Origin of the sequence: Halococcus sp. IIIV-5B (genome assembly GCF_003602035.1) — an archaeon.
In the GTDB taxonomy this organism is placed as follows: Archaea; Halobacteriota; Halobacteria; order Halobacteriales; family Halococcaceae; genus Halococcus; species Halococcus salsus.
In genome coordinates, this window is record NZ_QZWE01000008.1 from 121,013 (window position 1) to 147,995 (window position 26,983).

Here is a 26,983-nt window from a genome sequence, read left to right on the forward strand (position 1 = left end):
GGAGCACGTACATAGTATCTCGTGTCGGCTCACTCCGTCGTTCCGACACGCGCTGCCGACGGACGGTTCACGGTCGTGTCCGACTCTCCGGGACGGTTACACACGGCCCGCCGACCGAAATGCCGACGTCCACAACAGTTAACCTGATCGCTTCGGTCAGTACGGTGGTAGTCAGCAGATGACACATCTCTCACTTCTCTCCACTCACCGCCCCCGTCCCGTCGGTGGCCAATCGCCGCGCCGCGGGCGAACGGGGTGGGGAACGGAGGCACGGTCGCGATGAGCTGGTCCGACGGATCCGGGCCGGTCGCGGCGTTCGTCGACGAGGTCGAGCCGGTCGTCTTCGCGTTCGGCGCGGGGCTCACCCTGCTGTTCGTCGTCCTCTTCGCGCTCGCCCCCCAGACCGCCGCCGACCTCGTCTCGGGCGCGAACGGGTTCGTGCTCTCACACTTCAACTGGGCCTTCCTCATCGTGATGCTGTTCTTCGTCGCGTTTCTCTTCTTCCTCATCCTCGGCCCGTGGGGGAACCTCCGGTTCGGCGACGACCCGCCGGAGTACAGTTTCGTCTCCTACTTCACGATGATGTACTCGGCGGGGCTCGCCGCGGGCATCGTCTTCTGGGGCCCCGCCGAGGCGCTGCTCCACTACGCGACCGTCCCGCCGCTCTACGGTGGCGTGGCGGACGCGTCGGCCGCCGCGATGCCGATCGCGGTCCAGTATTCGATGTTTCACTGGGCGCTGACCCAGTGGTCGTGTTTCACGGTGATGGGGCTCGGGATCGGCTACTACGTCTACAACCACGGCGCACCGTTGCGCGTCTCCTCGGTCTTGACACCGTTCATCGGGGCGGAGAACGTCGCCGACAGCTACTGGGCGAAGCTCATCGACATCGTCGCCGTCTTCGCCACCCTCGGCGGCGTCTCGACCTCGCTCGGGTTCATCGGGAGCCAGTTCCTCACCGGCCTCCGGTTCCAGTGGGGGATCCAGCTCGGCGACCTCGGCACGTTCCTCGTGATCACCGGCATGACCGTCGTCTTCACTCTCTCGGTGGTGCTCGGCGTCGACAAGGGGATCCGCCGGCTCTCGAACTTCAACATGGGGCTGTTCGCCGTGTTGTTGGTCGCCACGCTCGTCGTCGGGCCGACGTGGTTCGTCCTCCAGCTCGGAACCGACGCGCTCGGTGGGTTCGTCACCGACTTCGTCGCGATGAGCCTCTTCATCGACACCGCGAGCAACGGCGAGTGGGCGAACGCCTGGACGGTCTTCTACTGGGCGTGGCCGCTCGCGTGGTCGCCGTTCGCGGGGCTGTTCATCGCGCGGATCTCGCGCGGGCGCTCCGTCCGCGAGGTCGCGTTCACCGGGATCGGGGCGACCGGGATCGCGACCACCCCGTGGTTCATCGTGCTCGGCGGCACCGGCGTCTGGCTCCAGCACTCGGGCGGCGCGAATCTCCTGGGGCCGATCAACCGGCTCGGCGAGTCGGTCTCGGGCTACGTGCTCTACGGTGCGCTCCCAGGTGGCATGTTCCTGCTGGCGGGCTTTCTCGTGCTCGTCACGACCTTCTTCATCACGTCGGCGGACTCCTCGACGCTCGCCGTCTCGATGATGACCACCGGCGGCGAGGAGCACCCCTCGACGGTCATCCGGGTCTTCTGGGGGCTGATGTTGGGTGCGGTCGCGTCGGTGCTGATGGTCATCGGCGGCGTCGACGCGCTCCAGTCCGCCGCGATCATCACGGGCGGCCCGTTCGCCATCGTCTGCCTCGTCGCGGTCCTCGGGCTCGCGAAGTCGTTCCGCGAGCAGTACGGCAACCTCCTCTTCCAGGAGGAGACGGTCATCTTCGGTCGCGACCGGTCCGCGGACGGAACGACGGGCGACCAGGGGGCTGCGGAGAACGACGACTGAGCGCGTCGCCCGCGGTCACCGATCTCCTCGTTCTACGAACCGAGTCCGTGACCGGTCAGATGGTGCTCGTCATGCCGCCGTCGACGACGAGCGATTCGCCGGTGACGTAGCCCGCGAGGTCGCTCGCGAGGAACACCGCCGCTCGGCCGATGTCGCCGGGTTGGCCGACGCGGTCGAGCGCGATCTTCTCCCGGAACTCGTCCTCGTCCTCGGTGCCGATCATCGGGGTGTCCTCGGTCGTCATCGTCGTCTCGATCAGTCCCGGGTGGATCGCGTTGACCCGGACGTCGGGCGCGAGCGCATCGGCGAGCGAGTACGTGAGCGTCCGGACGGCACCCTTCGACGTGCCGTAGGTCGGGTGGTCGCCGATCCCCTGGAGGCCCTCGGCGCTGGAGACGTTGATGATGCTTCCGCCACCCGTCTCGGCCATCCGCTCCGCGGCGACCTGCGCCCCCATGAACGTTCCCTTCGAGTTCACGTCCATCATGTCGTCGTACGCGTCTTCGTCGACGTCGGTGAACGCCTCGTCCCGGCTGTAGCCGGCGTTGTTGACCATGACGTCGATCCCGCCGAATTCCTCGGTGGCCTCGACGGCGTCGACTATCCCCTCACGTTCGGTCACGTCACAGTGGACGAACGTTGCGCGGCCCTCGGTTTCGTCCTCGATCCGCTCGTGGGTCGGCGCGCCGCCCTCTCGGGGGGATTCGCGGATGTCGGCGACGACGACGGCTGCGCCGTGGCGGGCGAGCGAGAGCGCGATCCCGCGGCCGATCCCGCTCGCAGCGCCGGTGACGACGGCCGTTCGGTCCGCTACAAGTTCGGTCATACCACACTGCGGTCAGTTTCCTCGAAAAGATACCGGGTTGCCCGTGCCGGCCGTGCTCCTGGGCGGCTCAGTTCGCGACGAGGCGCGCCAGCCAGACGATCGGGATCACCGGGATCGCGAGCCCGGTCACGAGGAGGAACACGGCGATGATTACCTTCTCGAGACGGCTCGAACCGCCCCAGATCGATTGCCACATGTCGTCGATCGCTTCCGCGGTTCGCTGAATGAGTCCTGCCATAGGGGACCCAACTCGCTCCGGCGGGGTAAACCTTCCCGCTCGGAACGAGCCACAGCAGATCAGACGGCACTTCGCTTCCCGGCGAAAACAGTGAACATGGACCGTCTCTGTGTCTACTGCGGATCGAGTATCGGCGCACGACCGGCGTATCGAGACGCCGCCACGGAACTCGGGCGAACGCTCGCGGACCGTGAGATCGGATTGGTCTACGGTGGCGGCGACGTCGGACTGATGGGTGCGGTCGCGGACGCGACGCTCGACGCGGGCGGCGAGGCCCACGGCGTGATCCCGGAGTCGCTCGTCGATGCCGAGGTCGCCCACGACGGGCTCACGGAACTCGACGTCGTCGATTCGATGCACGCGCGCAAACAGCGGATGGTCGACCTCGCCGACGGGTTCGTCGCGCTTCCCGGCGGTTTCGGGACCCTCGAAGAACTCACCGAGGTCCTCACCTGGACCCAGCTCGGGCTCCACGACGACCCGTGTGGACTGTTGAACGTCGCGGACTACTATGCCGACCTCGCGGCGTTCTTCGACCATCAGGTGACCGAGGAGTTCGTGAGCCCGGCCCACCGGGCGATGGTCATCGTCGAGAACGACCCCGAAGCGCTCCTCGACCGGTTCGCCGAGTACGAGGCCCCGCCGCTGAAGGACGTGCTCGACAGCCCCGACGAGACCTGACCTCCCGAGGGACAAGTACCGCTGGTTATATCAACACGCGCTCCGATAACCCGAGTGAATACATGGGAGACGACCGTCGGATCCGGACGACGCACGTCGGGAGCCTGCCGCGGCCCCCCGAACTGCTCGACCTCCTCACCGACCGCCAGGACGGCGAGGCGGTGGACGAAACGGAGTGGGAGACGACCGTCGCGGACGCCACGCACGACGTCGTCGAACGCCAGGCCGAGACGGGGCTCGACATCGCCAACAACGGCGAGCAGTCCCGAGTCTCGTTCAACTGGTACGTCAAGGACCGCCTCAGCGGTATCGAGGGGGAACGCGAACAGGAGCTCTGGGCGGACCTCCAGGACTACCCCGACTACGCCGACCAGACCTTCCGAACGGACGTGATCGACCTCGCGATGCAGCCGGTCGTCGCCGACGCGATCGAGTACACCGGCCACGAGGAGGCCGAAGCCGAGATCGAGGGCTTCCGGGCCGCCCTCGCCGACACCGACGCCGACTTCGAGGACACGTTCATGACCTCGGCCTCGCCGAGCGTCGTCACCGCGACCCACGTCAACGACTACTACGACACCCACGAGGCGTACCTCACTGCCGCCGCCGACGCGATGCAGGCGGAGTACGAGATCGTCGCCGACGCCGGGCTCACCCTCCAGATCGACGCGCCCGAACTCCTGACCGCCGGGCAGACCGAAGCCCTCGCAGACGCGTCCATCGAGGACGTCAAACAGGTCACGCGCCGGAACGTTGAGGCGCTCAACGGCGCGCTCGAAAACGTCCCCGCCGAGCAGGTCCGGCTGCACACCTGCTGGGGGAGCTACGAGGGCCCCGGCCACCTCGACGCCGACCTCGCCGAGATGCTGCCGGTCATCTACGAGGCCGACATCACGGGATTGAGCATCGAGCAGGCCAACCCCCGCCACCAGCACGAGTACCGTGCGTTCGCCGAACACCCGGTCCCGGACGGCTGGACGCTCATGCCCGGCGTGGTGGACGTGAAGACGAACATCATCGACCACCCGCAGACGATCGCGGACCGCTTGGAGCGCGTCGCGAACGCGGTCGACGACGACACCCCGCTCGTCGCGGCCCCCGACTGTGGCTTCGGGACGCAGGCCGGGTTGGGAATGGTCAACCCCGAGATCGCGTGGGCGAAACTCGGTGCGTTGGTCGAGGGTGCGGCGATCGCGACCGAGCGGATCTACTGACTGGTTCGAAGCGAATTCCTGATTTTGACGGAGATGGTGTGTCGGCGACGACCGCGGATAACCCGTTACAAACGAGAGACCGCACCGCCAACCACCACGCGACAGCCACGAGCCTCCCCAACCGACTGCGCTCCTCGCTCGTTTCACTCGCTGCGGTGCTCATCCCTCGCACAGTGTTCGCGGTCGCGCGCTCACTGCGGCTCACGGGTCACTTCGTTCCCCGTTCGCATCGAGGTTCTCGCTTCGCTCAAACCTCGCCGTTCGCGCACGACCGCCAGCGCGCGCCGACCGTCCGCCACCGCAACCGTACCACGACCACACCGCCTGCCAACCACACACGTCGACCGCTCCCGCGCGCCAGCCGCCGACCACCCGACTCGACACCGCTCCCGTCCGACAGTATTTCACCACGGGGGCTGTCTTGCGGCTATGGACCGCTACGACCTCCTCTACGAGCTCTACGACGAGTTCGACGCCGACGCGCTTCGGGACCACCAGCGCTTCGTCGACGTCTTCCCGCCGGTGGACTCGCGGGTCGCGCTCGAACACTACCAGGCGATCGACGCCGAGCTCACGGACCGAAAGGACGAGATCCGGGACGCCTTCGAGGCCGGCGAGACCCTCGCCGACGTCGCCGCCCACGCCACCCGCGAGGAGGCGTTCACCGCGCTCGACCTCTGTACCAAACACGGCCGTCGGGTGAACGCCCTCGTGCTCGACGTCGACGAGACCCTCCGCTCGGCGGGTAGCACGGACAACGAGATCCCCAGGGAAACCCTCCACTACCTTACCGAGTTCCACGAGGCGGGCGTCCCGATCGTGATCTGCACGGGGCAGACCTTGGAGAACGTCAAGGGGTTCACGATCCAGGGTCTCGGTAGCGAACTCGTCCACTCGGGGACCGTGAGCATCGTCTACGAGGCCGGCACCGGCGCGTTCACGCCCGGCCACGGCCCGCAGACGAAGGAACTCCTCTACGAGGACTTGGACGAGGAGATACAGGACGTCTTCTACCGGATCCGCTCGCGGGTGCTCCCCGACGCACCCGAGGCGATCCGGGAGGGCTGTCACCTCCAGGGCAACGAGTTCAACGTCACCCTCAAGCCGAACGCCGAGGTCGGCAGCGACCCAGCGGCCGAGGTCATCGACACCGCGCTGTGTCACCTCCTCGACCTCCTCGGCGAGACCGTCGCCGACCGTACCGATACCACGGCGGACGGAGCCGGAACCGACTGGGCCCGCGGGTTCTACGCCGATGCGGACCCCGAGATCCGAGGGGTGCTCGAAGCCCGCGACGGGCTTCCCAACCTCGATAGTCAAGAGATCCCGGCGGCGGTCACGGACACCTTCGAGCGCATCGACGTCGCCTACTACGAGGCCGACGCGGCCGAGATCGGGAGCCTCGAACTCAACAAGGTCGTCGGCGTCGAGGCGGCCTTCGAGGTGCTCGGTATCGACGAGGCGTTCCCGCTGGTGATGGGCGATTCGAAGTCCGACCTCCGGGTGATGGAGTGGGTCGGGGACAGCGGTCTCGCCGCCGCCCCCGAACACGCCTCTCGCGCGGTGCTCGATTACGTCATCCGGACCGACGAACTCGTCTTCGACCGTGGAAACGCCGCCGAGGTGCTCCGGATCGTCTACGCGCTCAATCGGCTGGCGACGATCCGGTGAAGCGAATTAGCCGCTGACCGCGCGGCCGTGGGTCATCGACGGGATCTCACACTGGTTGTGGATGTCCTGAACCACGACCGCGAGACTGAGTTCGTCGGCCGAGCGCGCGTCGGCGAGCTCCGTCACGCGTTTCATGCACGACCGCAGCGCGGCGAGCGCCGCGCGTTGGGTCGACACCCGACCGATGGACCGCTGGCTCACCGACTCGCCCGCCCGGATCCGACACGACAGGTCCCACCCGCGCGACGGCTCGAACGGGAGCCGGTCGGCGTCGCTGGTCCGCGCCGCGATGACCTCGAACCCGTCCGCGCACCGACCGAGAACGAGTTCGTCCGCGCACGCTCGCTTGCAGATCCAGCCACTCGGAAGCTGCAAGTCCTCGGGAAGGGGATTCATGGTTTGTATCCATCTATTCGAACACTCGCGGACCCCTTTCGGGTTGAGCCTGCAACTGCCGGTCAGCTATGACGATCCCCGCCAATAATACCACACAGATGGTGGCGAAAATTACCGTTCTAGACCCCGATTCAGGAGAATTCGATATCCTCGGTGAACCGGTCGACGACGAGCACGAGCACGCCACCGAAAACGGCCACGACCAGGATCGTCCCGATCACTGTCGGACCGGGGTTCGACGTGTGGTCGAGGATATCGGTCACCGGAAGGCGAAGCGCGCCGACCATCAGGCTCACGAGGAACGTGAGGGTCGCGGCACGGTAGTTCGCCAGCGCCCACCGGATGGCGTACGAGATCGAGAACAGCCCGACCAGCGCGCCGACCCCGAACGCGACGATGATGATACCGGGTTCGACCAACCCGGCGACCGACCCTCCCGAGAGCAAGCCAGCGAGACGGTTCGTGAACGTCGTGAGGGTGTTGCTCAGGTACTCGTACTGGCCGAGCACGTAGAGGAAGAACGCCCCGGAGATCCCGGGGAGGATCATCCCGGCGATGGCGATCCCGCCCGCGAAGAGGACGATCGTCGGCGAGTTCGGGAGCGAACTCCCGACCTCAGGCCCGGAGACCACGAAGGCGAGTACGAACCCGAACACCCCGACCGCGACGCGGCGCGGCGTATCGAGCGAGACGTACTCGTAGAGGACGACCGCCGAAGCGGCGATCAACCCGAAGAACAGGGCGGCGACGTAGGCCGGATACGTCTCGAACGCGTACGCCATGAGCCGTGCGACCGTGACCAGCGCCGTCGCGATACCCAGTCCCAGCGCCATCAGGAACGGGATGTCCATCTCGACCAGCGCGTCGCGGAACGCGGCGCGGCCGGTCCGGCGGTGGAGCCGCGGGAGGTAGCGGAGCGCCCGCGGGTCGAGGGCGGTGATCGCGGCGATGAGCCGCTCGTAGATCCCCGTGATGAGCGCGATCGTGCCGCCGGAGACGCCCGGCACCGCGTCCGCCGCACCCATGAAGATGCCCTTGAGGTAGACGACGACCAGCGCCCGCATGGAGCGCCGACGGCTCATCGTACCACGCTCACAGCGGCCCCTTCAGCGACGGGAGCGCGTTTCGAGGTGGCCGAGGCGTTCGCCGTCGCGTTTGAAGTGGCTGAGGCGTTCGTCGTTGCGTTCGAGGCGTTCGCACCCGACGCCGACCCCTGCTGGAGGTCGACGGTTACCTGGCCGTCGGTCCGGCCGATCACCGCGCCCTCGGGGACGTCGACGGTCGTGCTCGGGCCGGTGTCGTTCGCGCCCGCCGTCTCGAACGTGTACGGGCCCGTCGCCCGGATCGAGACGTTGGTCGCGCCCTGCTCCGGGCCCCACTGGTCGTAGCCCGTCGTGGAGTACGGCAGGGTCATCGTGAACGAGCCGTCGGCCGAGGTGTTCGCCCGCTGGGTGTAGGTGAACGTGTCGTCGAGCACCGGTGAGGGGGGCATCTGCAGCTCGACGCTGGCCTCGACGGTGCTGTTCGGCGGTCCCTGGCCCTCGACGGTCGCCCCGTCGACCCGCTCGAAGGTCTTGACCCAGTTCTGCGGGGTGGCGTAGAGCTCGTTCGGGCTCAGTCCCGTCGATTGGTTCTGGTTGATCAGGGACTGGTAGAACGACTGCGAGCTCAGGAGACCGCTCGTCTCCGTCGCGTTGACCAGCCGGTAGTGCTGGAGCGCGGGGACGTACTCCTCGGAGTACTTCCCGACGCCACCGATCTGGGAGGTACTGTCGTTCCTGACGTAGGCGCGTGCGTCGCTCATGGTGTCGAACTCCCTGACCGTGGGATGGTTACCGCTCGTGACCCTGGCCTGTACGCCGCTGGAGGTCGCCTGCGTCGTGTCGTAGTCGATCACGACCGGTTCGGGCTCGATCGCCGAGCCGTGGAAGGCGTAGAGCCGGGTTCGCATCGTCTCGTAGTGGCGCTGGTTGTACGCGACGAACTGGCTCCCCGAGGTCTGGTTCGCGACCACGAACACGTCGTCGGCGAGCGAGATCGGGCCGTCGTTGTACCAGGTGTACGGCACGGTGTACAGCGCACCGCCGGCGACGTCACCCATCCGCCAGTCGATCATCACGTACCGGTCGCCTTCCCCTTCGGGCGTGGTCGCGATCTGGTTGGCGCGGGACTCGTTCGGCGCGAGCAGGAAGTTCGCGGCCTCGTGGGCGTTCTGCTGGAACGGGTTCGCGACCGGGATCCGATGGCCGAGCACGGTGATCCAGTGGCCGTAGTCCCACCACGACATGACCCCGTAGGAGCCGTCCGGATAGTCGAAGTCGTCCGTGCGGTCGTAGCGCTCGTAGTAGCCCATCTCGTTGTCCGCCCCGCCGTAGGTGCCCTCGGCGGGCGTGCTGGTGTTGAGCCACTCCAGCGCCCCGTCCCAGCCCTGGACGGTCGATCCGGGGGTCGAGCCCTGGTCGGCGTAGCTCCCGGCGGTGGTCACCGTGCCCGCGCTCCCGCCGACCGCGAGCGGCGCGGTGATGAACAGCACCACCACGACCACGGTGAGGACCTGACGGAGACGGAGGCTTCGGAGGGTCGCGCGGGCGTCGGTCTCGCCGAAGTAGTCGACGACCCAGCCGACGAGGTACGCGTTCAGCACCGCGACCGGCGTCACGAGGTAGTAATCGAACCGCGACTGGGTGAGGGTCGCGGCGAGCATGAAGCCGGTCCAGAGCAGCACGAACCCGGCCGCCGTTCGGTGTTTCAGTCGACCACGCGCGAGGGCGAACAGCATCAGCACCGCCCCCACCGCACCCCCGACGAGCGCGAACGCGTATGAGTTGAAGAGGAAGCCGACGGCCTGACTCACCGCCTGACCGAACGGAGCGCCCGCACTGTACGGCGGCTGTGCCTCGCCGACGGTGAGGGCGGTCGCGTTCGACCCCAGCCCGATCGTACGGACGATCTGGTTCACGAAGAAACCGAGCAGGTCCGGGAGGGCGACCGCCATCACGACCACGACGGCGACGAACAGCCCGAGGATCGTGCCGGGGTAGGCGTAGCTGGGATAGTCGCTCCGCTCGACGACGCGCGCGAGCCAGGCGAGGAAGACACAGCCGACGGCACCGACGAGCGCGAGCAGCGGTTGGAGCAGCGAGAAGCTCGACGCGCTGACCTCGGTGGTGTCGAACGTCGCGAGCAGCAGTACGCCAGCGACGCCGAGCGAGACCGCGCCCACTATCGCGAGGTGTTCGGGGCTCTCGTCCCGGAGGAACTGGAGGGGGAGCGCCACGAGCAGGAAGACGCCGAAGACCCCCACGAGGAGCACGCCGGGCGGCCAAGACCAGACGTAGAGCGTGAAGCCGAGCCCGGCGAGCGCCGCCCAGCCGACGGGCTTTCGGAGGTTCGAGACGTCGCGCTCGACGAACTGTTCGTAGATCGGCTTCTCGCGCTCGCCGACCACGATGGCGACGACGAGGAGCGCGACCGCGAGGACCTGGAAGAACACCTCGGCGGCGTGGTGGTCGGAGAAGCCGGCGATCGAGCGCGAGAGGAAGGAACCGGGCGAGAACGCGAGCACCGCGACGCCGACCAGTCCCCCGAGCCGCCCGCCGAACCGCTTGCCGAGGAAGTAGGCGGGGATCGCCACCAGCGTTCCCAGCACCGCCGGCGCGAACAGCAGTGTGAGTGCAGTGGTCTGGGCCGACGGGCTGCCGCCGCCGATGACCAGCGCCGCCGTGGCGACGAGCTGGTCGTAGAGGGTGCCGAACTGGCCGACCGTCGCGCCCTCGGGGAAACCGGTCCAGGGGTCCATCGGCATCGTGCTGGGCCAGTTTCGGACGGTGTACTGGACCTGCCGGAGGTGGTACCAGGCGTCGTTGCCGCTGAAGTAGACCTGCCCCTCGACGATGAAGTTCCGCCAGTTGCGGACCCGTATCCAGAGCATGAACGCGACGAGGAGGAGGAGAACCGGGACGTGATACCACGACGCGACCGCGTCGAGAACCGGGTCGGGAACCGAATCGGCGAGACGTTCCCGGCGTTGGCTCATTGTCCATCCCAGCAAGAAGACGCGCATAAAGCTTGTGAAACGCCCGACGTGAGTCCTCTCCCCGCCCGACGACCGAAACGAAAAGGGCTATGCCGTGACCGATCCCAGCCAGCGCATGCGGGTGTCAGTGGTGCTCTGTACCTACGACCCGGCGCTGTTCTCGGACTTCCGCGCCGCCGCCGACAGCGTGCTCGCCAACACCCACCCCGCCGAACTCGTCGTGGTGGTCGACGGCGACCCCGCGCTCGCCGACCGGGTTCGGGGGACCTACGCCAGTCACGACGACGTCACGATCCACGAAAACGACGAGAACGTAGGCCTGCTCGAGAGCCGAAACACGGGGGCCGAGGTCGCCGACGGCGACGTGGTGGCCTTCCTCGACGACGACGCGCGGGCCGACCCGGAGTGGATAGCCCGTCTCGTCGCGGCCTACGAGGACCACGATTCGCTCGCCGTCGGCGGGCGGATGACGCCCGAGTGGGTCGCCGGCAGGCCGAAATTCCTCCCGGCGGAGTTCTACTGGCTCGTCGGCGTCACCCACCGGGGGTTCGGTCCCGCTGGCGACGAACACCGCGCGGGCGAGGTCCGCAACACCAACGGTTCGAACCTCTCCTTCCGCCGCGGGGTCTTCCTCGACCTGGGTGGCTTCGACACCGAGATCGGTGGTCGGAAGGGGGACAACAAGCTCCAGGGCGGTGAAACCGAACTCTGTGCCCGGCTCGAACGCGAGTACGGCGAACGGGTGTGGTACGACCCGGGGGCGCTCGTCGGCCACAAGGTGTTCGCCTACCGGACGAACCCGCGGTGGCTCGCGGGACGGGCGTTCTGGCAGGGCTACTCGAAGCGCGCGATGGAGTCGTTCGTCCCCGACTCGACGAGCGAGGAGAGCGCGTTTCTGGGGCTGCTTCTGACGAGATCCCTCCCGCGGCGGCTCGCTGACCTCGTTCGGCATCCCTCACGCGAGCGCGCGAGCCAACTCCTCGCGCTCCTCGTGCTCACCGGACTCGTCGGGTTCGGATACGTCTACGCGACCCTTCGGTATCGTCCCGCGGAGCCCGACGATGGCTAAGGATATCGAGAACCCGATTCGCGTGCTCTGGCTCACGCCGGACAAACCCGAGACGATCAGCGTGGGTCGCCGTCGGATCGCGGAGCAGCTCGAAGCACGCGGGTTTCGCGTCACGCTTCGCGGGACGACTCCGAGAACCGCGCTGGCCTCGTTCCGTGAACGCGCCACGTACGACGTGGTGGTCGGAACGACGCGGGCCGGCGCGTTCGCGGGGGCGGGGCTGAAGCTCGCGGGAGTTCCGTTGGTCGTCGACCACGTCGACCCCATCCGACAGTTCACCGAAACCCACGGCACCGCGCTCTCGCTCGGAGTGCGCCTCGCCGAGAACGTCGCCTTCCGGGTCGCCGACCACACGCTCTCCGTCTACGACGAGGAGCGCCCGCGCGTCGAGCGCTACGCCCGCGCCGCGACGGAGACCGACCTCGGGGTGTCCTTCGACGCGTTCGCCGATCCCGAGGAAGAGGCCGTCGCGGACGCACGAAGCCACCTCGTGGATGCCGACGTCGACCCGAACACACCTCTCGCGGTCTACGTCGGCGGGCTCGAACCCATCTATCACGTCGAAGCTCTCCTCGGCGCGATGGCCCACCTCGACGACTGGACCCTCGTGGTGCTCGGCACGGGGTCGCTCGAAGGGCTGGTCGAACGGGCCGTCGCCGAGCGCGAGAACGTCGTCTTCCTCGGGAGCGTCGCACACGAACGGGTTCCGGGCTATCTCCACGCGGCGGACGTGGGAATCGCGCTGGTCGACGACCCGCACACCCTGAAGGTGCTCGAATACGCCGCCGCGGGGCTACCGACCGTCGGGCTCCACGGTCGCGTCGAGGACCGATTCGGCGAGTTCGTCGAAGCCTGCGACCCGACCCCGGAGAGCGTCGCCCACGCGGTACGGCGAGCGCCCGACCGCGACCTCGAGGCCTTCCGAGAGTACGTCAAGGCGTTCGATTACGCACGGGTCGCCGAAGGCTACGCGCAGGTTCTCAGACGCGTCGTCGGTCGTGGGGAACCGGCGCAATAGAACCTACTGGTGTCGTTCTTGGAGGCGTTCGAGCGCGCGGAGCGCCCGTCGATGACCCCGCGGGAGGTACGAAATCGCGAGCAGCGCGAGGACCCGAGGGTCGGAGTGGTCGCCCGACAGCGCCGCCCGGAGCGGAGCACGGGCAGCCACGGCGTCGCCGGCCCGAAGCAGCCGTTTCCCGTGTTTGTACTCGGCCTTGCGTTCGAGCGCCGCGCGATGGGGTTCGAGCTCCGGCAGTCGGTCGCAGAGGTCCGCGATCACTTCGAGTTCGGATTCGTACATGACCGCCGCGTCCGAACTCATCGAACCCTCGCGCACGGCGTAGCACGCGAGCGGTTCGGCCACCCGCGCGGGTCGATAGCGGGCGAACAGCCGGGCCCAGAGGTGGCGGTCCTCGACCGCCGGCAGGCGCTCGTCGAAACGGTGGTCGTCGAAGCACTCCCGCCGGGCGACGACGGTCGGCATCGGCACGCCGCCCTCGTAGAGGAAGTCGATGTGGTGCGCCTCGGGGTTCTCGACCGGCAACGATGACTGATAGCGTTTCGTCCCACTTTCGAGGAGGAAGACATCCGAGTAGACGATATCGGCACCGGCGTCGAGCGCCGCGAGCTGCGCTTCGAGTTTCTCGGGACACCACCGGTCGTCGGCATCGAGGAATCCGACCACCTCGCCGGTGGCGGCGTCGAGCCCTCGATTCCGCGCCGCCGCCAACCCCCGCGGCTCCTGTTCGACGTACTCGAATCCCTCGACCTGGTCGGCGAGGTCGCGGAGCCAGTCCACACTCGAACTATCGACGACGACGATCTCGACATTTCGGTGGGTCTGGTTCGCGATGGATTCGAGCGCTTCGGGGAGGTACTCGGCGTCGCCGTAGGTCGGCACGATAACCGAGACGAGCGGGCCTCCTCCTGTCCGGAGCGAACGCGGGAGCGAGACGGTCTTCGGCACGTTTCTCGTTACGGTGTCGAGGAGCGTGGGTTAACGCCTTTTCCGTTCGAGATGCTGCGAGCGATCCGGGTGATTCACGATGAGCAGACACAGCGATGGCAATACCCGACGCAAACGAGAGACCGCACAGCACCGCTCCGCAACCGGCCACACGCCTCCCCAACCGATTCACTCTGCTCGGGCTTCGCCCTCGCGCCGTTCATCCCTCGCACAATGTCCGCGACTGGTCCTCACTCTCGTTCGGACCGGTCGCGAGCGCGCGCCACAGCATCCCGTACCGCAACCGCACCACCACCGCACCCGCACTACACCACCACCGCACCGACCCCCTACCGAGCCAGTTCGTCCGCCGAAAACCCGACCGACGACGGAGGGAAAGGTACTCAAAGCCGTGGGGAGGACTCGAAACGAACGATGCGAGACGTGCTGTTCATCACCGTCGACTCGCTCCGAGCCGACCACCTCTCCTGCTACGGCTACGGCCGCGAGACGACCCCCGCCATCGACGCGCTCGCGACCGGCGGCCACCGCTTCGAGAATGCGTTCGCTCACGCGTGCGCGACCCGCGCCTCCTTCCCCTCGATCCTGACCTCCGCGACGGCGCTGATGTACGGCGGTTACGAACGGGTCTCCGAAAACCAGACCCTCCTCCCCGAGGCGCTCCCCGACGACTATCACACCGCCGGCTTTCACTCGAACCTCTATCTCTCGGCGGAGTTCGGCTACGACCGCGGCTTCGACCGCTTCTTCGATTCCAAAACGGATCCCTCCCAGCTCGCGCGACTCAAGCAGGTCGTCAAGAGCCGACTCGACGAGGACGGCGCGCTCTACCGACTCCTCTCGGGCGCGGTCGACACCGCCGAGAAGGAGGCCGGCCTCTCCTTCGGCTCGGCCTACGTCCGGGCCGACGAGATCACCGACAAGGCGCTCGCGTGGGCCGAAAAACAGTCCGAAGGGCCGCGATTCGGTTGGGTTCACTACATGGACGTCCACCACCCCTACCTCCCACCCGAGCGCCACCAGCGCGCCCTGGGGCTCGACCCGGTGGACGAACGCGAGGCGGTGCGCCTCCGCCGGACGATGGTCGAGGAACCCGAGAACCTGACTCCCGACGAACGCGAGACCCTGATCGACCTCTACGATGCCGAGACCCGCTTCGCCGACGCCGAGATCGGTCGCCTGATCGAGTCCGTTCGCCGCAACTGGGGCGAGGACACCGTGATCGTACTCACCGCAGACCACGGCGAGGCGCTCGGCGAACACGGACGTTTCGGCCACTCACAGACCTTCTTCGACGAGGTGCTCCACGTCCCGCTGGTGGTCGACCTCGGAACCGGAGCCAACGAGCCGAGAACGCACGACGAGATCGTGGGACTGCTCGACGTGACCCCGACCATCGTGGACTACGCGGGCGGAACGCAGTCCGAAGCCTTCCACGGCCACAGCCTTCGCCCGCTGCTCGACGGAACCGGGGAGTGGCCACGCGAGCACGTTCTCGGCGACTGGTCGGCCGAGAACACCGGCGAGGGCGAACACCGCTACGCCTACCGCGACCGGCGCTGGAAGTACGTCGAACGTGACGGGTCGGGCGCGCTCTACGACCTCCGAGCCGACCCCGGCGAGGAGACGAACGTCGTGGCCGACAACCCCGACGAGTGCGAGCGCATCGAGGCGATCCTCGACGACCACCGCCGGACGATAGTCGCGACCGACGACGACCTCTCGACCGTGGCGATGGACGAGACCACGAAACAGCGCCTCCGCGACCTCGGCTACGCGGAGTGATGACGCGCGTGTCTCCTCCGGCGGTCCCCTCGCTCAGGGACGCGTGGACGAACCCCGTGAGTCGCTGATGCGGATCGGCCAGACCTCCGTCGTCAACTTCGTCTCGGAGGTCGCGACCTCGGTCTTCGGGTTCGTGGTGACGATCTACCTCGCGCGCGAACTCGGGAGCGCGGTGCTCGGGGAGTACTACCTCGTCGCGGCGGTCGTGGTCTGGGGGAAGGTCCTCGGCGGCCAGGGCATCCAGATGGCGACCCGAAAGCGCATCAGCGAGGGTACGGACCAAGCGAGATTTTTCGGCGGCGGACTCTCGCTGCAAGCGCTCGCGTTCGTTCTCCTCGCGGCGGCGATCCTGGTCTTCCGCGGCCCGGTCAACGATTACCTGCGAACTGACGCCGCCTTACTGCTGATCGTCCTGCTCTTCACTGGACTCCTCGTCTGGCAGGTCCGGGCCGCGCTCGAAGGCCGTCACCGCGTGGACCTCTCCTCACTTCTTGGGCCGTTCGACCGGCTGCTTCGCGGCCTCCTCCAGATCGGGGTCGTGGTCGTTGGCCTCGGCACGGTCAAGTGGCTCCTGACGGGGTTCGCGGCGGCGGAATTCGTCACGGGCATGGTGGGTATCGCGCTGCTCGGTCTCCGACCACAGCTCCCGACCCGCGCACAGGTCGCGAGCATGCTCGACTACGCCAAGTACTCGTGGTTCTCGGGGCTCGAATCCCGGACCTTCGCCTCGATGGACACCCTCGTGCTCGCGGTCCCGGTCTTCGCCGTGAGTTCGAGTCAGATCGGGATCTACGAGGTCGCCTGGAACCTCGCCTCGATCCTCGCGGTGTTCGGCGCGTCGGTGAGCACCACGCTCTTCCCTGCGATCAGCCGACTGTCGAGCGCCGAGAATCGGGAGGCGATCCGTGGGCTGATCGACGACTCGATCGCCTTCTCGGGCCTGTTCGTGGTGCCCGGCCTCGTGGGCTGTCTCGTCGTCGGCGACCGGGTGCTCGCGATCTATCGCCCGGAGTTCGTGCAGGGCTACACCGTACTCGTCGTGCTCGTCGTGGGCCGGTTGCTCTACGTCTACGAATCCCAACTCACCAACGTCCTCGCGGCCGTCGACCGCCCCGACGCCGCCTTCCGGGTCAACGTGGTCTTCGTCGCCACCAACCTCGTCCTCAACCTCGGTCTCGTCTACGCCTTCGGCTGGCTCGGCGCGGCGGTCGCCACCACGACCTCGGCGGCGGTGGGACTCGTCCTCGGCTACGCCCTGCTCCGAAAGGTCATCGCCGTCCCGATACCCGCCCGCGAACTCGCGAACCAGGCCGTCGCCGCCGTCGCGATGGGCGTCGTGGTTCTCGCGGCCCGCGGCCCCGCACCCGCCGGCGTGCCGTGGACGGTCGGCCTGGTCACGTTCGGCGGGGCGGTCTACTTCGTCGGGCTCGTCGGGCTCTCGAACCGGTTTCGCGCCACGGTTCGGCGGAACCTCCCCATCCCCTGAGCCCGCTTCCATCGATGTTTTGAAGCCCGCCCCTCCGCAACCCACACCAACTCGATGCCCGACACGCCGAACCTGCTTCTCCTCTGTGTCGACTGTCTGCGCGGCGACGCGATCGACGACAGCTGGGGTGAGACCCCGTTTCTCGACTCGTTCGTCACGGGTGGGCAGTCGTACGCCAACTGTTTCGCGTCGGCCACCACGACGACCCCCTGTGTCGCGAGCATGATGACTGGGCGCTACGCCGAAGGAAACGGCGTCCGCTCGCTCCGGGAGGCCCGCCTCGCGCCCGACGTATCGACACTCGCCGAACGACTCTCCGGGGCGGGCTACGACACCGCCGCGTTCGTCACCGGCCCGCTGGTGGCTGACACCGACCTCGACCGAGGGTTCGACACCTACCGCTACCGCGAGAACACCGAGTCGGTGTTCGACGGCTGGGAACCGCACGCGCTTGACTCGTTGCTCGCGAGCGATGACCCGTTCTTTTGCTACCTTCACCTCTGGGAGCTCCACGAACCCATCACAGTGCCGGCAGGGTACCGAAATCGGGAGAACGGTCGCTGGCCCTACGAACGCGCGCTCTCGGCGCTCGACCGGTATCTCGAACGCCTCCTCGAATCGGTTCCCGAGGACACGGTGGTCGCGCTCTGTGGCGACCACGGCGAGAGCATCACGTGGCGACACAACCCCCTCCGCCGAGTCGCGAAACGCGTCCGCGACAAGGCTCGCTACGAGTTCGGCGTCGACACACGGAGGATGGAACGGGGACTCGACCGTCTCGCGGAGAGCCTCGCACCCGCACCGATCCACGACCGCTTCGTCGAGAACGGTCACGGCGAGACGGTCTTCGACCACGTCGCGAACGTCCCACTCGTCCTCTCGGGGCCCGACATCGAACCGGGTCGCGAGACCGCTGTCTGTCGCCAAGTGGATATCTTCCCGACGCTGCTCGACGCGCTCGGGTTCGACTGGGAGGCGAGTATCGACGGCGAGTCGCTGCTCACCCCGGCAAGCGAGGGACTCGACGACCGCGAGGCTTACATCCGGGCCTGCGGCGCGGCGCTCCGCGGGAAGGAGAACTGGGTTCGGGCCCTTCGAACCTCGACGGAGAAGTACGTCGAGTACCCGAACCGCGACTGGGAACCCGAACTCTACGACCTCGTCGCCGACCCCGCCGAGCGCGCGCCGGTCGACGACCCCGACCCCCAGCGCTTGCGGGAACTCGCGAGCCGACTCCCCGAATCCGAGGGCGTCGCCACCGAACGCCTCGCGATCGACGACCGGCTCCGCGCGCTCGGCTACCGCTGAACTGGTCCCCTCGAACCGACCCCGACAGACCTTTGGGAGTGGATCGAGGTTGTCGAGACGATGACGCTCGCCGACTGGATCGACGAAACCCGGGCGCGGGTCGCCCGCGATGGGATGGCCGGCGTCCACGAGAGCGCCTACGAACTCCGGGTCGGCGCGCTCCGGCGGGCGGACCGCTTCGTCGACCCCGGCGTGAACGTCTACGACCGCGACTGGGACGCCCTCCTGATCCTCGACGGCTGCCGGGCCGACCTCATGCGCGGGGTCGCGCCGGCCTACGACTTCCTCGATTCACCCGGCACCCACCGCTCGCCGGGGTCGACCTCCTACGAGTGGCTGGAGCGGACGTTTTCCGATGGGTACGAAGAAGAGATGGCGAACACCGTCCACGTCAGCGCGAACCCGTTCACCCACCAGTATCTCGACGCCGACTGGTTCCGCGTCCTCGACGAGGTCTGGCGCGACGGCTGGGACGACGAGGTCGGGATCGTACCCGCACGAACCGTGACCGACCGGGCGATCCGGGCGGGTCGGGACCACCTCGACTCGGACGGTCGGCTCATCGTCCACTACATGCAGCCCCACTTCCCGAGCGTGCCGCGCCCGCTCGGCGACGTCTCGACCCTCGACGAGTGGCGCGACGGTCGCGAGATGGCCTGGCAGGGCCTCCGGCGCGGCGAGTTCACAAGAAGAGCGGTCTGGCGGGCCTACGCCGCGAACCTCCGGTACGTCCTCGACGACGTGGCCGTCCTCCTCGAAAACCTCGACGCCGATCGGGTGGCTATCTCCGCCGACCACGGCAACGCGGCGGGCGAGTGGGGGATCTACGGCCATCCGAACGTCCCCCTGAGAGTTCTTCGCGAGGTGCCGTGGTTCGTGACGAGCGCGACCGACCGCCACACCCGCGAGCCCGACCCGCGACCGGCGGATGAGGGGTCGGGCGAAACGTCGTCGGCGGTCGAGGAACGGTTGGCGGCGCTCGGCTACACCGAGGACGAACGGACGTAGTCATCTGGATCAATCCGACGGCGACGGGTCCGGGTACTCGGCCAGGCTCTCGTACTCCCAGATCAGTTCGAAGTAGCGTTCGAGACCGGCGACGAACGAGCCGTTGCTCGTAACGGCGGCCTGTCGGATCGCGTTCGGGACGTCGTTCTCCTCGACGAGCAGAACCGCTTCGCCCGAGTCGTAGGCCACGCTCGGGTCGCGGAACGTGCCGCGCCACGGGAGTTTGCCGGTCGAAAAGCGGATCTCGACCGCCGGGTACGCCGTCGCGAGGCGGTCGACGATCCCGGCCTGCACCTCACGTTTCTCCGCGGGCGAGCGCTCCCCGCCCGGGACGTGGTCGGGGTGGAGCATGAGCACCCGGACCGCGATCCCCCTGTCAAGCGCCTCTTCGAGCGCCGTCTCGACGGTCGGGAGGTACTCGAAGCTCGTCGTGATGACGTTGACCTCCGTCTCGGCGGTACGGTAGAGCCGGCGCGCCTCGGCCTCGCTCGGCTCGCCGACGTCCACGACCGAGAACAGCTCGTCGTCCCGGCTCTCGGCCGCGTCGTCGTATCGCGGGCCGAACTCCGCAAGGAAGGCCTCGCGCGACCCTTCGACCTCCTCGCGGAAGGCCTCGTACTCCCGACGGCGATTCTCGGTCGCCCGGTCGAGCACCTCCGCCGGCGACCGGGCGTGGTACTCCTTCGGTCGTCCGGGTATCACCTCGACGAAGCCCTGGTCGGAGAGCGATTCCAGCACCCCGTAGATCCGGGCTTTCGGCACCCCGGTCGCTCCCGCGAGCGTCGGCGCGGTGGTCCGACCGAGCTCGAACAGCTCGGCCAGCGCCCGCCGTTCGTACTCCGTGAGACCCAGGTCGGCGAGGGTCCCCGTCGGGTCGCTCATACCCGCCCCTTCGTCGCCGGGCCCCTAAACGCGCTGTCATTCGTCGACAGGGGTGGCCCCCGTCGGAAGACCGTCCGAGACGGCGTTCGACCGAGTCCGAAGGGTTTTGCGCGTGGGTCGCCGACGTGGGTGAAATGGTCGACCGCGGCGACGTCTGCGTGCTGATCCCGACCTACAACGAGGCCGCGACGATCGGCGACGTCGTCGGCGAGTTCCGCGAACGGGGGTTTGAGAACGTGCTCGTGGTCGACGGCCACTCGACCGACGACACGGTCGAGACCGCACGGGAGAACGGCGCGCGCGTCGTCGAACAGTCCGGACGGGGACGGGGCACCGGCAAGGGCCAGGCGGTTCGCGAGGGCGTCGCGCGCTCGACGGCTCCCTACCTCCTGATGCTCGACGGCGACGGCACGTACCGTCCGGCCGACGCCGACGCGCTCCTCGAACCCCTCCTCACCGGGGAAGCCGACCACGTCGTCGGCGACCGCTACGCCGACATGGCCGACGGCGCGATGACCCGGTTCAACGGCGTCGGGAACCGACTGATCAACCGGGCGTTCCGCTCGATCCACGGTCGCGACGTCGGCGACGTCCTCAGCGGCTATCGCGCGTTCACCCGCGAGTCGTTCGAGCAGTGCAACCCCGCAGCGGACGGCTTCGGTATCGAGACCGAACTCGCCGTCGAGTGCGTCAAACACGGGGTTCCCCTCACAGTAGTACCGATAGAGTACCACGCCCGCCCCGAGAACTCCGAGACCAACCTCAGACCCGTCCGCGACGGCGCGAAGATCCTCCTCACGCTCTACCGGCTGGCGAAGACCAACAACCCGCTCTTCTACTTCGGGAGCGCGGGCGTGCTCTCGGGGCTCGCAGGGGTCGTCGTCGCGGCCTACGTCTTCGTCGAGTGGGTTACCCTCCGGGTCTCCCACGAGGTGCTCGCGGTCGCGGCGGCCTTCGCCATCATCGTCGGCGTCCAGCTGGTGATCTTCGGCGTGCTCTCGGACATGATCCTCGCGATCAACCGCGAGCAGACCCGACGGTTCGAGGCGCTGCTCGACCGGGAGGCGACCGACCGCCCGCGAACGGACGACTACCGGCCCGGCAGTTCGATGGAGCGGGCCGGATCGGCCGACGAGCCGGACCGGTCACCGAAGCGCGACCCCTCGACCGACCCGCCCGCTGAACGCGTCGGCGCAGAGCGCGACTAGAACAGCGCCCGGAGCCGCGCCAGCAAGCCCGTGGACGCGGACTGCCGGCGCTCCTCGAAGACGGGATGGAGCGCGTCGAGCAACCGGTTCTCGTCCTCGAATCGGTTCGCGTCGGCCTCGTCGAGCGCCGTCGAGAGCGGGATCGACTGGCCGGCGGGGTCGTAGGGGATCTCGGGGTCGCCGAGGGTCTCGACGACCGTCGCGGCGTCCGTCGGGTAGCTGAGGTCGGCCTCGGCGAGGCGACCGTCGAGCGCGGCGATCCCGAACGTGATGGCGTCGGGTTCGGCGGGGTCGTCCTGGGGCGGGCGCGCGGCCATACCTGCCGTACGGCTCGGGCGACGAAAACCCTGCGGACAGTGCACAACGACTATCCGGCGGGCTGTGTTTCCCCCACTATGACCGACTACACCACCGTCTCGATCCCGAAGGACCTCGCCGACCGGGTGGAGGAGACCATCGAGGGCACCAGCTTTTCGAGCACCAGCGACCTCGTTCGCTTCCTGCTCCGAAGCATCGTGATCCAGCACCAACAACAGGGCGAGCTCACCGAGGCGGAGTTCGACGAGATAACCGACCAGCTCCGGGACCTCGGCTACCTCGGCTGATCCACGGACTCCGCGGGCGGGTCGGTGTCGACGAGTTCGAGCGATTTCTCCCGCCCGTCGCGCCCGAAGGCCGCGAGCGACGCCCGCTCCCACGGCGCGACCGCGACGAAGACCGTCCCGTGGAGGTCGTCGGCCTTGGTGAGCTCGAGTCTTCCCTGGGGATGTGAGACGAACCGACCCTGTGTCTGGCCGGCCGGAACCCCGAGGTCGACGCCGAAGACCGCCGAGACCGCACCGCCGGCCTCCGGGAAGTAGAAGTGCGTGAAGACGGGCGTCTCGGGCGGGAGGTCGGGCGCGAACTCGCCAGCGGGCGTGGTCGCGAGCGGGATCGTCACCGCCTCGGGTTCGGCCTCGCGCGCGAAATCGAGCAGCCCGTCGACGAGCCCGCGGGTCGCGTGGACGGTCCTCATCGGCCGGTCCGACCGTCGGCGGGCGGCGTGCCCGCGGTCATCCGGGGAGGAACAGCCGTGCGGCCTTCGCGTACAGCGCGGGTGCGCGCCGACGGGATCCCGAGAGCGCCGCGGAGAGCGCCGCGCTCGCGTGGTCGTGGACGCCGGCCCCGTGACCGAGCAGGACCCGGTCGGGCGAGAGGTCCCGGAAGGACCGGCGGGGCGGCAGGAGGCGGAGCATCGGGTGGACCCCGAGGCGCTCGTCGCCGGTTCGCATGTACTCGGAGGTGCCGACCGCCTCCGCAACCACCAGGGTTCCCTCGTCCTCGTTGTAAAGCAGTGCCTCCTGCCAGAGCGGGGTCGCGACCATCCGGAGGCGATAGCCCGTTCCGCCGAGTTCGCCGGAGAATCGCTCGACCGGGGCCTCGATGTCGTCGGCGACGCCCGCCATCCACGACGGGATGTGGACCGAGACGTCGTGTCTGGTCGCGATCGTTGCGGCGTCGCGCTTGTGGCGGTCGAGCAGGATCACGACGCCCGCGACCTCGCCCTCCGCGGCGAGCAGGTCGTCGAGCCCCTCGGTGTCCACCGGATCGACCAGCCAGACGCCCTCGTCGGTCGTGAGCGCGTGGCTCGCGCGTTCCATGCGTTCGTCCGGGTAGGCGAGCCAGCCAACGCCGCCGTCGAACCGGTCGATCTCCTCGTAGCTCGCCCGGCCGGAACCTTTCATCGGCATACGTCGTCTTCGAGGGCGCGTGGGATGAGGCCGTCGGTGGCGGGGACGTCCGTTTCGGGGTGGCCGAGACCGCCCGGGGCGTTGGCGTTATCGTTTGCCGGCGAACTCCTCGTAGTCCATCTCCAGGAGCTCCTGCGGTCCGCCCGATCCCGGTTCCTCGAACGTGGGGTCGGCAGCGGCGTCGGTGACCGGGCGCTCGGGGGGGTCCCCGCCGTCGCTTCGAACGACCTGCTCCAGCGCTTCCGAGAGTGACGCGGAGAGCTCGGCGACCGCGTCGGCCGTGAGGACGTCGATGTCGTCCAGCACGCCGACACCGATGCCCGTCGCGAACCCGAGGTAGGGGAGGTAGCTGCCGACGACGGGAACGTAGTCACCGACCGTCTTCCCGTATGCGAACCCGTCCTTCCCGAATCGGAACACCCGTCGGAAGTCGGCTTCCCGCGCGACGGTGGCGGCCCTGTCGCCACCCCGTTCGAGAGCCGGTCGCACGCGGACGTCCGGCAACGCGAACCGTTCGTAGGACACCGACGTCAACCGGTGGACGGACGGTCCGTTCCCGACCCGCTCGCGCACGACCGACCCGTCGACCAGCCGGTCGGGAAGCCGCGCCGTGATACGGCCTCTTGCGTCGTCGGCCCTCCCCGAAACCGCCTGGGTCGCCGTCGAGACCACGGTCGAAGCCGTTCCCGTGGCGTCGGAGGCCCGTCCTCTCGCCTCGTCGGCCTTCTCGGAGACGGTCTCTCTGGCACCGGAGGCGGTCGTCGCAGCCGTGTCCCTCGCCTCCGCTACTCGGTCTCGGAGATCCATGGTCCGGATACACGCGTCGGCCGAATAATGGTTCCGTCCGGCGAGGGCGACGCGACCGTCGGGCTATCCCAATCGGTCGGTGTCGATGCTGACGCCCGGCGGTGTCACGATCAGGAACTGCCGGAAGTGGATGAGTTCGCCACCGAGTTCGCGGACGTCACGCGCGAAGCCGCCGGCGAGCCGGTTGAGGTCGCCCTCGACCGCGAGCACGAGCACGCCGCCCGACTCGATCTCGGCGACCCACTCGGACTTCGGGGTTCCGCCGTCGAGCACGCCGAGGACGACCCGCGTCGCCGCGCCGTCCGCCTCGTCGATCTCGCCTTCGATGGCCTGCAGGTCCAGGTCGAAATCGCTCATATCCGCCCCTCATCGTCGGTGGGCAAAAACCCTCCCTTCAGTCGTCGCCCGCCGGGGTCGCGTCCGTCCGGGCGGCCCGCGACCGACGCGAGAAGTAGGTCGCGACCGCGGGCCCCGAGATGTTGTGCCAGACGCTGAACAGCGCGGGCGGGAGCGCGGCGAGCGGGCTGAAGTAGGCCGTCGCGAGCGCCACCGCGAGCCCGCTGTTCTGGAGGGCGACCTCGAAGGTACACGCCCGAACCCGGTCCTCGCTCATGCCGGTCGCGCGGCCGACGCCGTAGCCCGCCCCGAGACCGACCGCGTTGTGGGCGACCACCGCGACGAAGACCACCAGACCGGCCCCCAGAATGTTCGAGACGTTCGCGCCGACCACCGCGGCCACGATGGCGACGATGGCGACCACGCTGACCGCGGGAAAGACGTTCAGACCGGTCTCGGCGACCCGCGGCGCGTAGCGGTCGAGGAGGAGTCGAAGAACGAACCCCGCGACGACGGGGATCAGTACGACTTGCACGATGCTCGAGAACATCTCGGCGAAGGTGACTTGCAACTGTTCGCCCGCGAGCGCGACAACCCACGCCGGCATCACGACCGGGGCGGCGAGCGTCGTCACGGTCGTGATCGAGATCGAGAGCGCTACGTCGCCGTCGGCGAGATAGGTCATCACGTTCGAGGCCGTCCCGCCGGGCGCAGCCCCGAGGAGTATCACGCCGACCGCGAGCGCGGGCGGCAGGGAGAGGACGACGGTGAGCACCCACGCCGCGACCGGCATCACGACCCACTGGGCTATCGCACCGATGGCGACGTCGCGCGGGCGCTCGACGATCCGCTCGAAATCCACCGGACGGAGCGTGAGTCCCATCCCGAGCATGATGACCCCCAGCAGCGGCGTGATGTACGGCGTGATCCACGTGAACGAGTCGGGCGTGACGAGCGCCGCGCCCGCGAAGACCAGGATCCAGACCACGAAGTAGGTGCTCGCGAGGTCGCCGACGCGTTCGAGACCGTCGAGAACGGTCATACCGCTGCCACCCGGCTCGATCCGGGCGTGTCCGTTGTTCGCATCCGGCAATCCATGTCCCGTGCCTGCACGGCCCGGATCAAAAGGTTTGGTATCAGGTACTCGGCGACCCGCCCACACCATCACGGTTTATGATCGTTGATCTTCCGAGTGGCTTTCCGACGAACCCCGGTTCGGAACGCCAGACTTATATGCTACATCGGCCTCGTGAGGATTGCAATGGCTTACCACAACGCGGACACGGAGGCTTCGTCGGACACCCCGGCGGGTCGAGTTCTTCCAGGGCACCCTGGGAGATACGACTGAGTTCGACGACGCACGGATTTTCGACACGACGCTCCGTGACGGAGAGCAATCGCCACGCACCTCGTTCAGCTACGACGACAAACGCGAGATAGCGGCGGTGCTGGACGAGATGGGAACCCACGTCATCGAGGCGGGTTTTCCTGTGAACTCCGATGCGGAGTTCGAGGCGGTGCGCGACATCGCCGAGAGCACGAACGTAACCACCTGCGGGTTGGCCCGCGTGGTCGAGAAGGACGTGGAGGCGGCGCTGGACTCCGGCGTCGAGATGGTCCACGTCTTCGCGTCGACGAGCGACATCCAGCTCGAGGACGCGATGCACTCGAACCGCGCGGAGATGCAGGAACGGTCGGTGAACGCGGTCGAGCGCGCGGCCGAGGCGGGCGTCGAGGTGATGTTCTCGCCGATGGACGCCACCAGAACCGACCCCGAGTACCTCAGGGACGTCGTCGAGGCCACCTCGGCGGCGGGCGCGGACTGGATCAACGTCCCCGACACCTGCGGGGTCGCCACACCCACTCGGTTCGGCAAACTGATCGCCGACGTCTGCGCGCACGCCGACGCCGAGGTCGACGTTCACACCCACGACGACTTCGGGCTGGCGAGCGCGAACGCGCTCGCGGGCTTCGAGGCGGGGGCGGCGCAGGCCCAAGTGAGTGTGAACGGCATCGGCGAGCGCGCCGGCAACGCCGCCTACGAGGAGGTCGTGATGGCGATCGAGTCGCTCTACGACGTCGACACCGGTATCGACACGACGCGGATCACCGAGCTCTCGCGGCTGGTCGAGGCCGCGAGCGACATCGAGACGCCGGGCAACAAACCAGTAGTAGGGCAGAACGCCTTCAGCCACGAGTCGGGGATCCACGCCGCAGGCGTGATAGAGAACTCCGATACGTTCGAACCCGGCGTGATGACCCCCGAGATGGTCGGCGCGAGCCGCGAGCTCGTCTTGGGCAAACACACCGGCACCCACTCGGTCCGCGAGCGGCTGGTCGAGGCGGGCTACTCGCCGACCGACGACGAGGTACGCGAGTGCACGCGTCGCGTCAAGGACTTCGGGGCCGAGAAGGAGCGGGTGACGATGAG

26 protein-coding genes are annotated in these 26,983 nt (G+C 68.2%); 13 read left to right on the plus strand and 13 right to left on the minus strand.

Going from position 1 to position 26,983, the window contains the following annotated elements; all coding sequences use genetic code 11:
• The first annotated feature begins 279 nt into the window (after positions 1-279).
• The gene (locus D3261_RS08020; protein ID WP_233553937.1) at positions 280-1,905 is read left to right on the plus strand and encodes a BCCT family transporter; all 1,626 of its coding nucleotides are present in this window, start codon (positions 280-282) and stop codon (positions 1,903-1,905) included.
• 55 nt (positions 1,906-1,960) lie between these two features.
• On the opposite strand, the gene D3261_RS08025 is transcribed toward D3261_RS08020, so the two are convergent.
• Together D3261_RS08025 and D3261_RS20335 are read right to left on the minus strand one after the other, a co-directional pair.
• Positions 1,961-2,731 (minus strand): SDR family oxidoreductase, encoded by a 771-nt coding sequence (locus D3261_RS08025; RefSeq protein WP_120071221.1) that lies wholly within the window; start codon positions 2,729-2,731, stop codon positions 1,961-1,963.
• Between the two features lie 67 nt (positions 2,732-2,798).
• Positions 2,799-2,969, minus strand: coding sequence for a hypothetical protein (locus D3261_RS20335; RefSeq protein ID WP_199693954.1), 171 nt, complete (start codon positions 2,967-2,969; stop codon positions 2,799-2,801).
• Between the two features lie 96 nt (positions 2,970-3,065).
• On the opposite strand from D3261_RS20335, the gene D3261_RS08030 reads away from it, so the two are divergent.
• The 3 genes from D3261_RS08030 (at position 3,066) to D3261_RS08040 (ending at position 6,535) form a co-directional block, all read left to right on the plus strand.
• Complete coding sequence (locus tag D3261_RS08030; RefSeq protein WP_120071223.1) at positions 3,066-3,650, plus strand: TIGR00730 family Rossman fold protein; 585 nt, start codon at positions 3,066-3,068, stop codon at positions 3,648-3,650.
• Positions 3,651-3,712: 62 nt separating this feature from the next.
• The gene (locus D3261_RS08035) at positions 3,713-4,864 is read left to right on the plus strand and encodes a cobalamin-independent methionine synthase II family protein (protein ID WP_120071224.1); all 1,152 of its coding nucleotides are present in this window, start codon (positions 3,713-3,715) and stop codon (positions 4,862-4,864) included.
• Between the two features lie 429 nt (positions 4,865-5,293).
• Positions 5,294-6,535 (plus strand): HAD hydrolase family protein, encoded by a 1,242-nt coding sequence (locus D3261_RS08040; RefSeq protein WP_120071226.1) that lies wholly within the window; start codon positions 5,294-5,296, stop codon positions 6,533-6,535.
• A gap of 6 nt (positions 6,536-6,541) precedes the next feature.
• Here D3261_RS08040 and D3261_RS08045 read toward each other — a convergent pair whose 3' ends face one another.
• The 3 genes from D3261_RS08045 to D3261_RS08055 form a co-directional block, all read right to left on the minus strand.
• Positions 6,542-6,931 carry a hypothetical protein gene (locus tag D3261_RS08045; RefSeq protein ID WP_120071228.1) on the minus strand — a complete coding sequence of 130 codons (390 nt, stop codon included), beginning with the start codon at positions 6,929-6,931 and terminating at the stop codon, positions 6,542-6,544.
• Positions 6,932-7,062: 131 nt separating this feature from the next.
• Positions 7,063-8,013, minus strand: coding sequence for a DUF368 domain-containing protein (locus tag D3261_RS08050; protein WP_120071230.1), 951 nt, complete (start codon positions 8,011-8,013; stop codon positions 7,063-7,065).
• Entirely contained in the window at positions 8,010-10,967 is a 2,958-nt protein-coding gene (locus tag D3261_RS08055; RefSeq protein WP_120071231.1) for an oligosaccharyl transferase, archaeosortase A system-associated, read from the minus strand. Before D3261_RS08055 ends, D3261_RS08050 begins: the two co-directional genes overlap by 4 nt.
• Positions 10,968-11,082: 115 nt before the next feature.
• On the opposite strand from D3261_RS08055, the gene aglG reads away from it, so the two are divergent.
• Both aglG and D3261_RS08065 read left to right on the plus strand, forming a co-directional pair.
• On the plus strand, positions 11,083-12,036 hold the full coding sequence (gene aglG, locus D3261_RS08060) for a glucosyl-dolichyl phosphate glucuronosyltransferase (RefSeq protein WP_120071233.1): 954 nt from the start codon (positions 11,083-11,085) through the stop codon (positions 12,034-12,036).
• On the plus strand, positions 12,029-13,054 hold the full coding sequence (locus D3261_RS08065; RefSeq protein WP_120071235.1) for a glycosyltransferase: 1,026 nt from the start codon (positions 12,029-12,031) through the stop codon (positions 13,052-13,054). The genes aglG and D3261_RS08065 overlap by 8 nt, the downstream gene beginning before the upstream one ends.
• A gap of 3 nt (positions 13,055-13,057) precedes the next feature.
• Here the strand turns inward: D3261_RS08065 and D3261_RS08070 are convergent, their stop codons facing one another.
• Positions 13,058-14,002, minus strand: coding sequence for a glycosyltransferase (locus tag D3261_RS08070; protein WP_120071237.1), 945 nt, complete (start codon positions 14,000-14,002; stop codon positions 13,058-13,060).
• A 414-nt stretch (positions 14,003-14,416) separates the two neighbouring features.
• On the opposite strand from D3261_RS08070, the gene D3261_RS08075 reads away from it, so the two are divergent.
• From D3261_RS08075 to D3261_RS08090, 4 genes are read left to right on the plus strand one after another with little or no spacing between them, the layout of a single operon-like run.
• Positions 14,417-15,787, plus strand: a complete 1,371-nt coding sequence (locus tag D3261_RS08075; protein WP_120071238.1) for a sulfatase — start codon at positions 14,417-14,419, stop codon at positions 15,785-15,787.
• 43 nt (positions 15,788-15,830) lie between these two features.
• On the plus strand, positions 15,831-17,273 hold the full coding sequence (locus tag D3261_RS08080) for a lipopolysaccharide biosynthesis protein (protein ID WP_233553938.1): 1,443 nt from the start codon (positions 15,831-15,833) through the stop codon (positions 17,271-17,273).
• A 54-nt stretch (positions 17,274-17,327) separates the two neighbouring features.
• A complete protein-coding gene (locus D3261_RS08085) occupies positions 17,328-18,581 on the plus strand; it encodes a sulfatase (RefSeq protein ID WP_120071242.1) in 1,254 nt (417 codons plus the stop codon).
• A gap of 60 nt (positions 18,582-18,641) precedes the next feature.
• Positions 18,642-19,589, plus strand: coding sequence for a hypothetical protein (locus D3261_RS08090; RefSeq protein WP_120071244.1), 948 nt, complete (start codon positions 18,642-18,644; stop codon positions 19,587-19,589).
• Positions 19,590-19,598: 9 nt separating this feature from the next.
• Here the strand turns inward: D3261_RS08090 and D3261_RS08095 are convergent, their stop codons facing one another.
• Positions 19,599-20,471 carry a TrmB family transcriptional regulator gene (locus D3261_RS08095; RefSeq protein ID WP_120071246.1) on the minus strand — a complete coding sequence of 291 codons (873 nt, stop codon included), beginning with the start codon at positions 20,469-20,471 and terminating at the stop codon, positions 19,599-19,601.
• Between the two features lie 134 nt (positions 20,472-20,605).
• Here D3261_RS08095 and aglJ point away from each other — a divergent pair, with 134 nt between their 5' ends.
• On the plus strand, positions 20,606-21,679 hold the full coding sequence (aglJ, locus tag D3261_RS08100; RefSeq protein ID WP_120071248.1) for an S-layer glycoprotein N-glycosyltransferase AglJ: 1,074 nt from the start codon (positions 20,606-20,608) through the stop codon (positions 21,677-21,679).
• Here the strand turns inward: aglJ and D3261_RS08105 are convergent.
• Positions 21,676-21,996 carry a hypothetical protein gene (locus D3261_RS08105; RefSeq protein ID WP_120071250.1) on the minus strand — a complete coding sequence of 107 codons (321 nt, stop codon included), beginning with the start codon at positions 21,994-21,996 and terminating at the stop codon, positions 21,676-21,678. The genes aglJ and D3261_RS08105 overlap by 4 nt on opposite strands.
• A 78-nt stretch (positions 21,997-22,074) precedes the next feature.
• Between D3261_RS08105 and D3261_RS08110 the strand changes: the two genes are divergently transcribed.
• On the plus strand, positions 22,075-22,284 hold the full coding sequence (locus D3261_RS08110; RefSeq protein WP_007693818.1) for a ribbon-helix-helix domain-containing protein: 210 nt from the start codon (positions 22,075-22,077) through the stop codon (positions 22,282-22,284).
• Here D3261_RS08110 and D3261_RS08115 read toward each other — a convergent pair.
• From D3261_RS08115 to D3261_RS08135, 5 genes are all read right to left on the minus strand, one after another.
• Positions 22,272-22,694, minus strand: a complete 423-nt coding sequence (locus D3261_RS08115) for a hypothetical protein (RefSeq protein ID WP_120071252.1) — start codon at positions 22,692-22,694, stop codon at positions 22,272-22,274. The genes D3261_RS08110 and D3261_RS08115 overlap by 13 nt on opposite strands.
• A 37-nt stretch (positions 22,695-22,731) precedes the next feature.
• Positions 22,732-23,409 carry a hypothetical protein gene (locus D3261_RS08120; RefSeq protein ID WP_120071254.1) on the minus strand — a complete coding sequence of 226 codons (678 nt, stop codon included), beginning with the start codon at positions 23,407-23,409 and terminating at the stop codon, positions 22,732-22,734.
• A gap of 87 nt (positions 23,410-23,496) precedes the next feature.
• On the minus strand, positions 23,497-24,216 hold the full coding sequence (locus D3261_RS08125) for a hypothetical protein (protein ID WP_120071256.1): 720 nt from the start codon (positions 24,214-24,216) through the stop codon (positions 23,497-23,499).
• Between the two features lie 63 nt (positions 24,217-24,279).
• Positions 24,280-24,573, minus strand: a complete 294-nt coding sequence (locus D3261_RS08130; RefSeq protein ID WP_120071258.1) for a DUF5779 family protein — start codon at positions 24,571-24,573, stop codon at positions 24,280-24,282.
• Positions 24,574-24,610: 37 nt separating this feature from the next.
• Positions 24,611-25,594, minus strand: coding sequence for a bile acid:sodium symporter family protein (locus D3261_RS08135; RefSeq protein ID WP_120071260.1), 984 nt, complete (start codon positions 25,592-25,594; stop codon positions 24,611-24,613).
• Between the two features lie 214 nt (positions 25,595-25,808).
• Here D3261_RS08135 and D3261_RS08140 point away from each other — a divergent pair.
• Positions 25,809-26,983: LeuA family protein (locus D3261_RS08140; protein WP_120071261.1), on the plus strand; the 1,175-nt coding region annotated here is incomplete at its 3' end.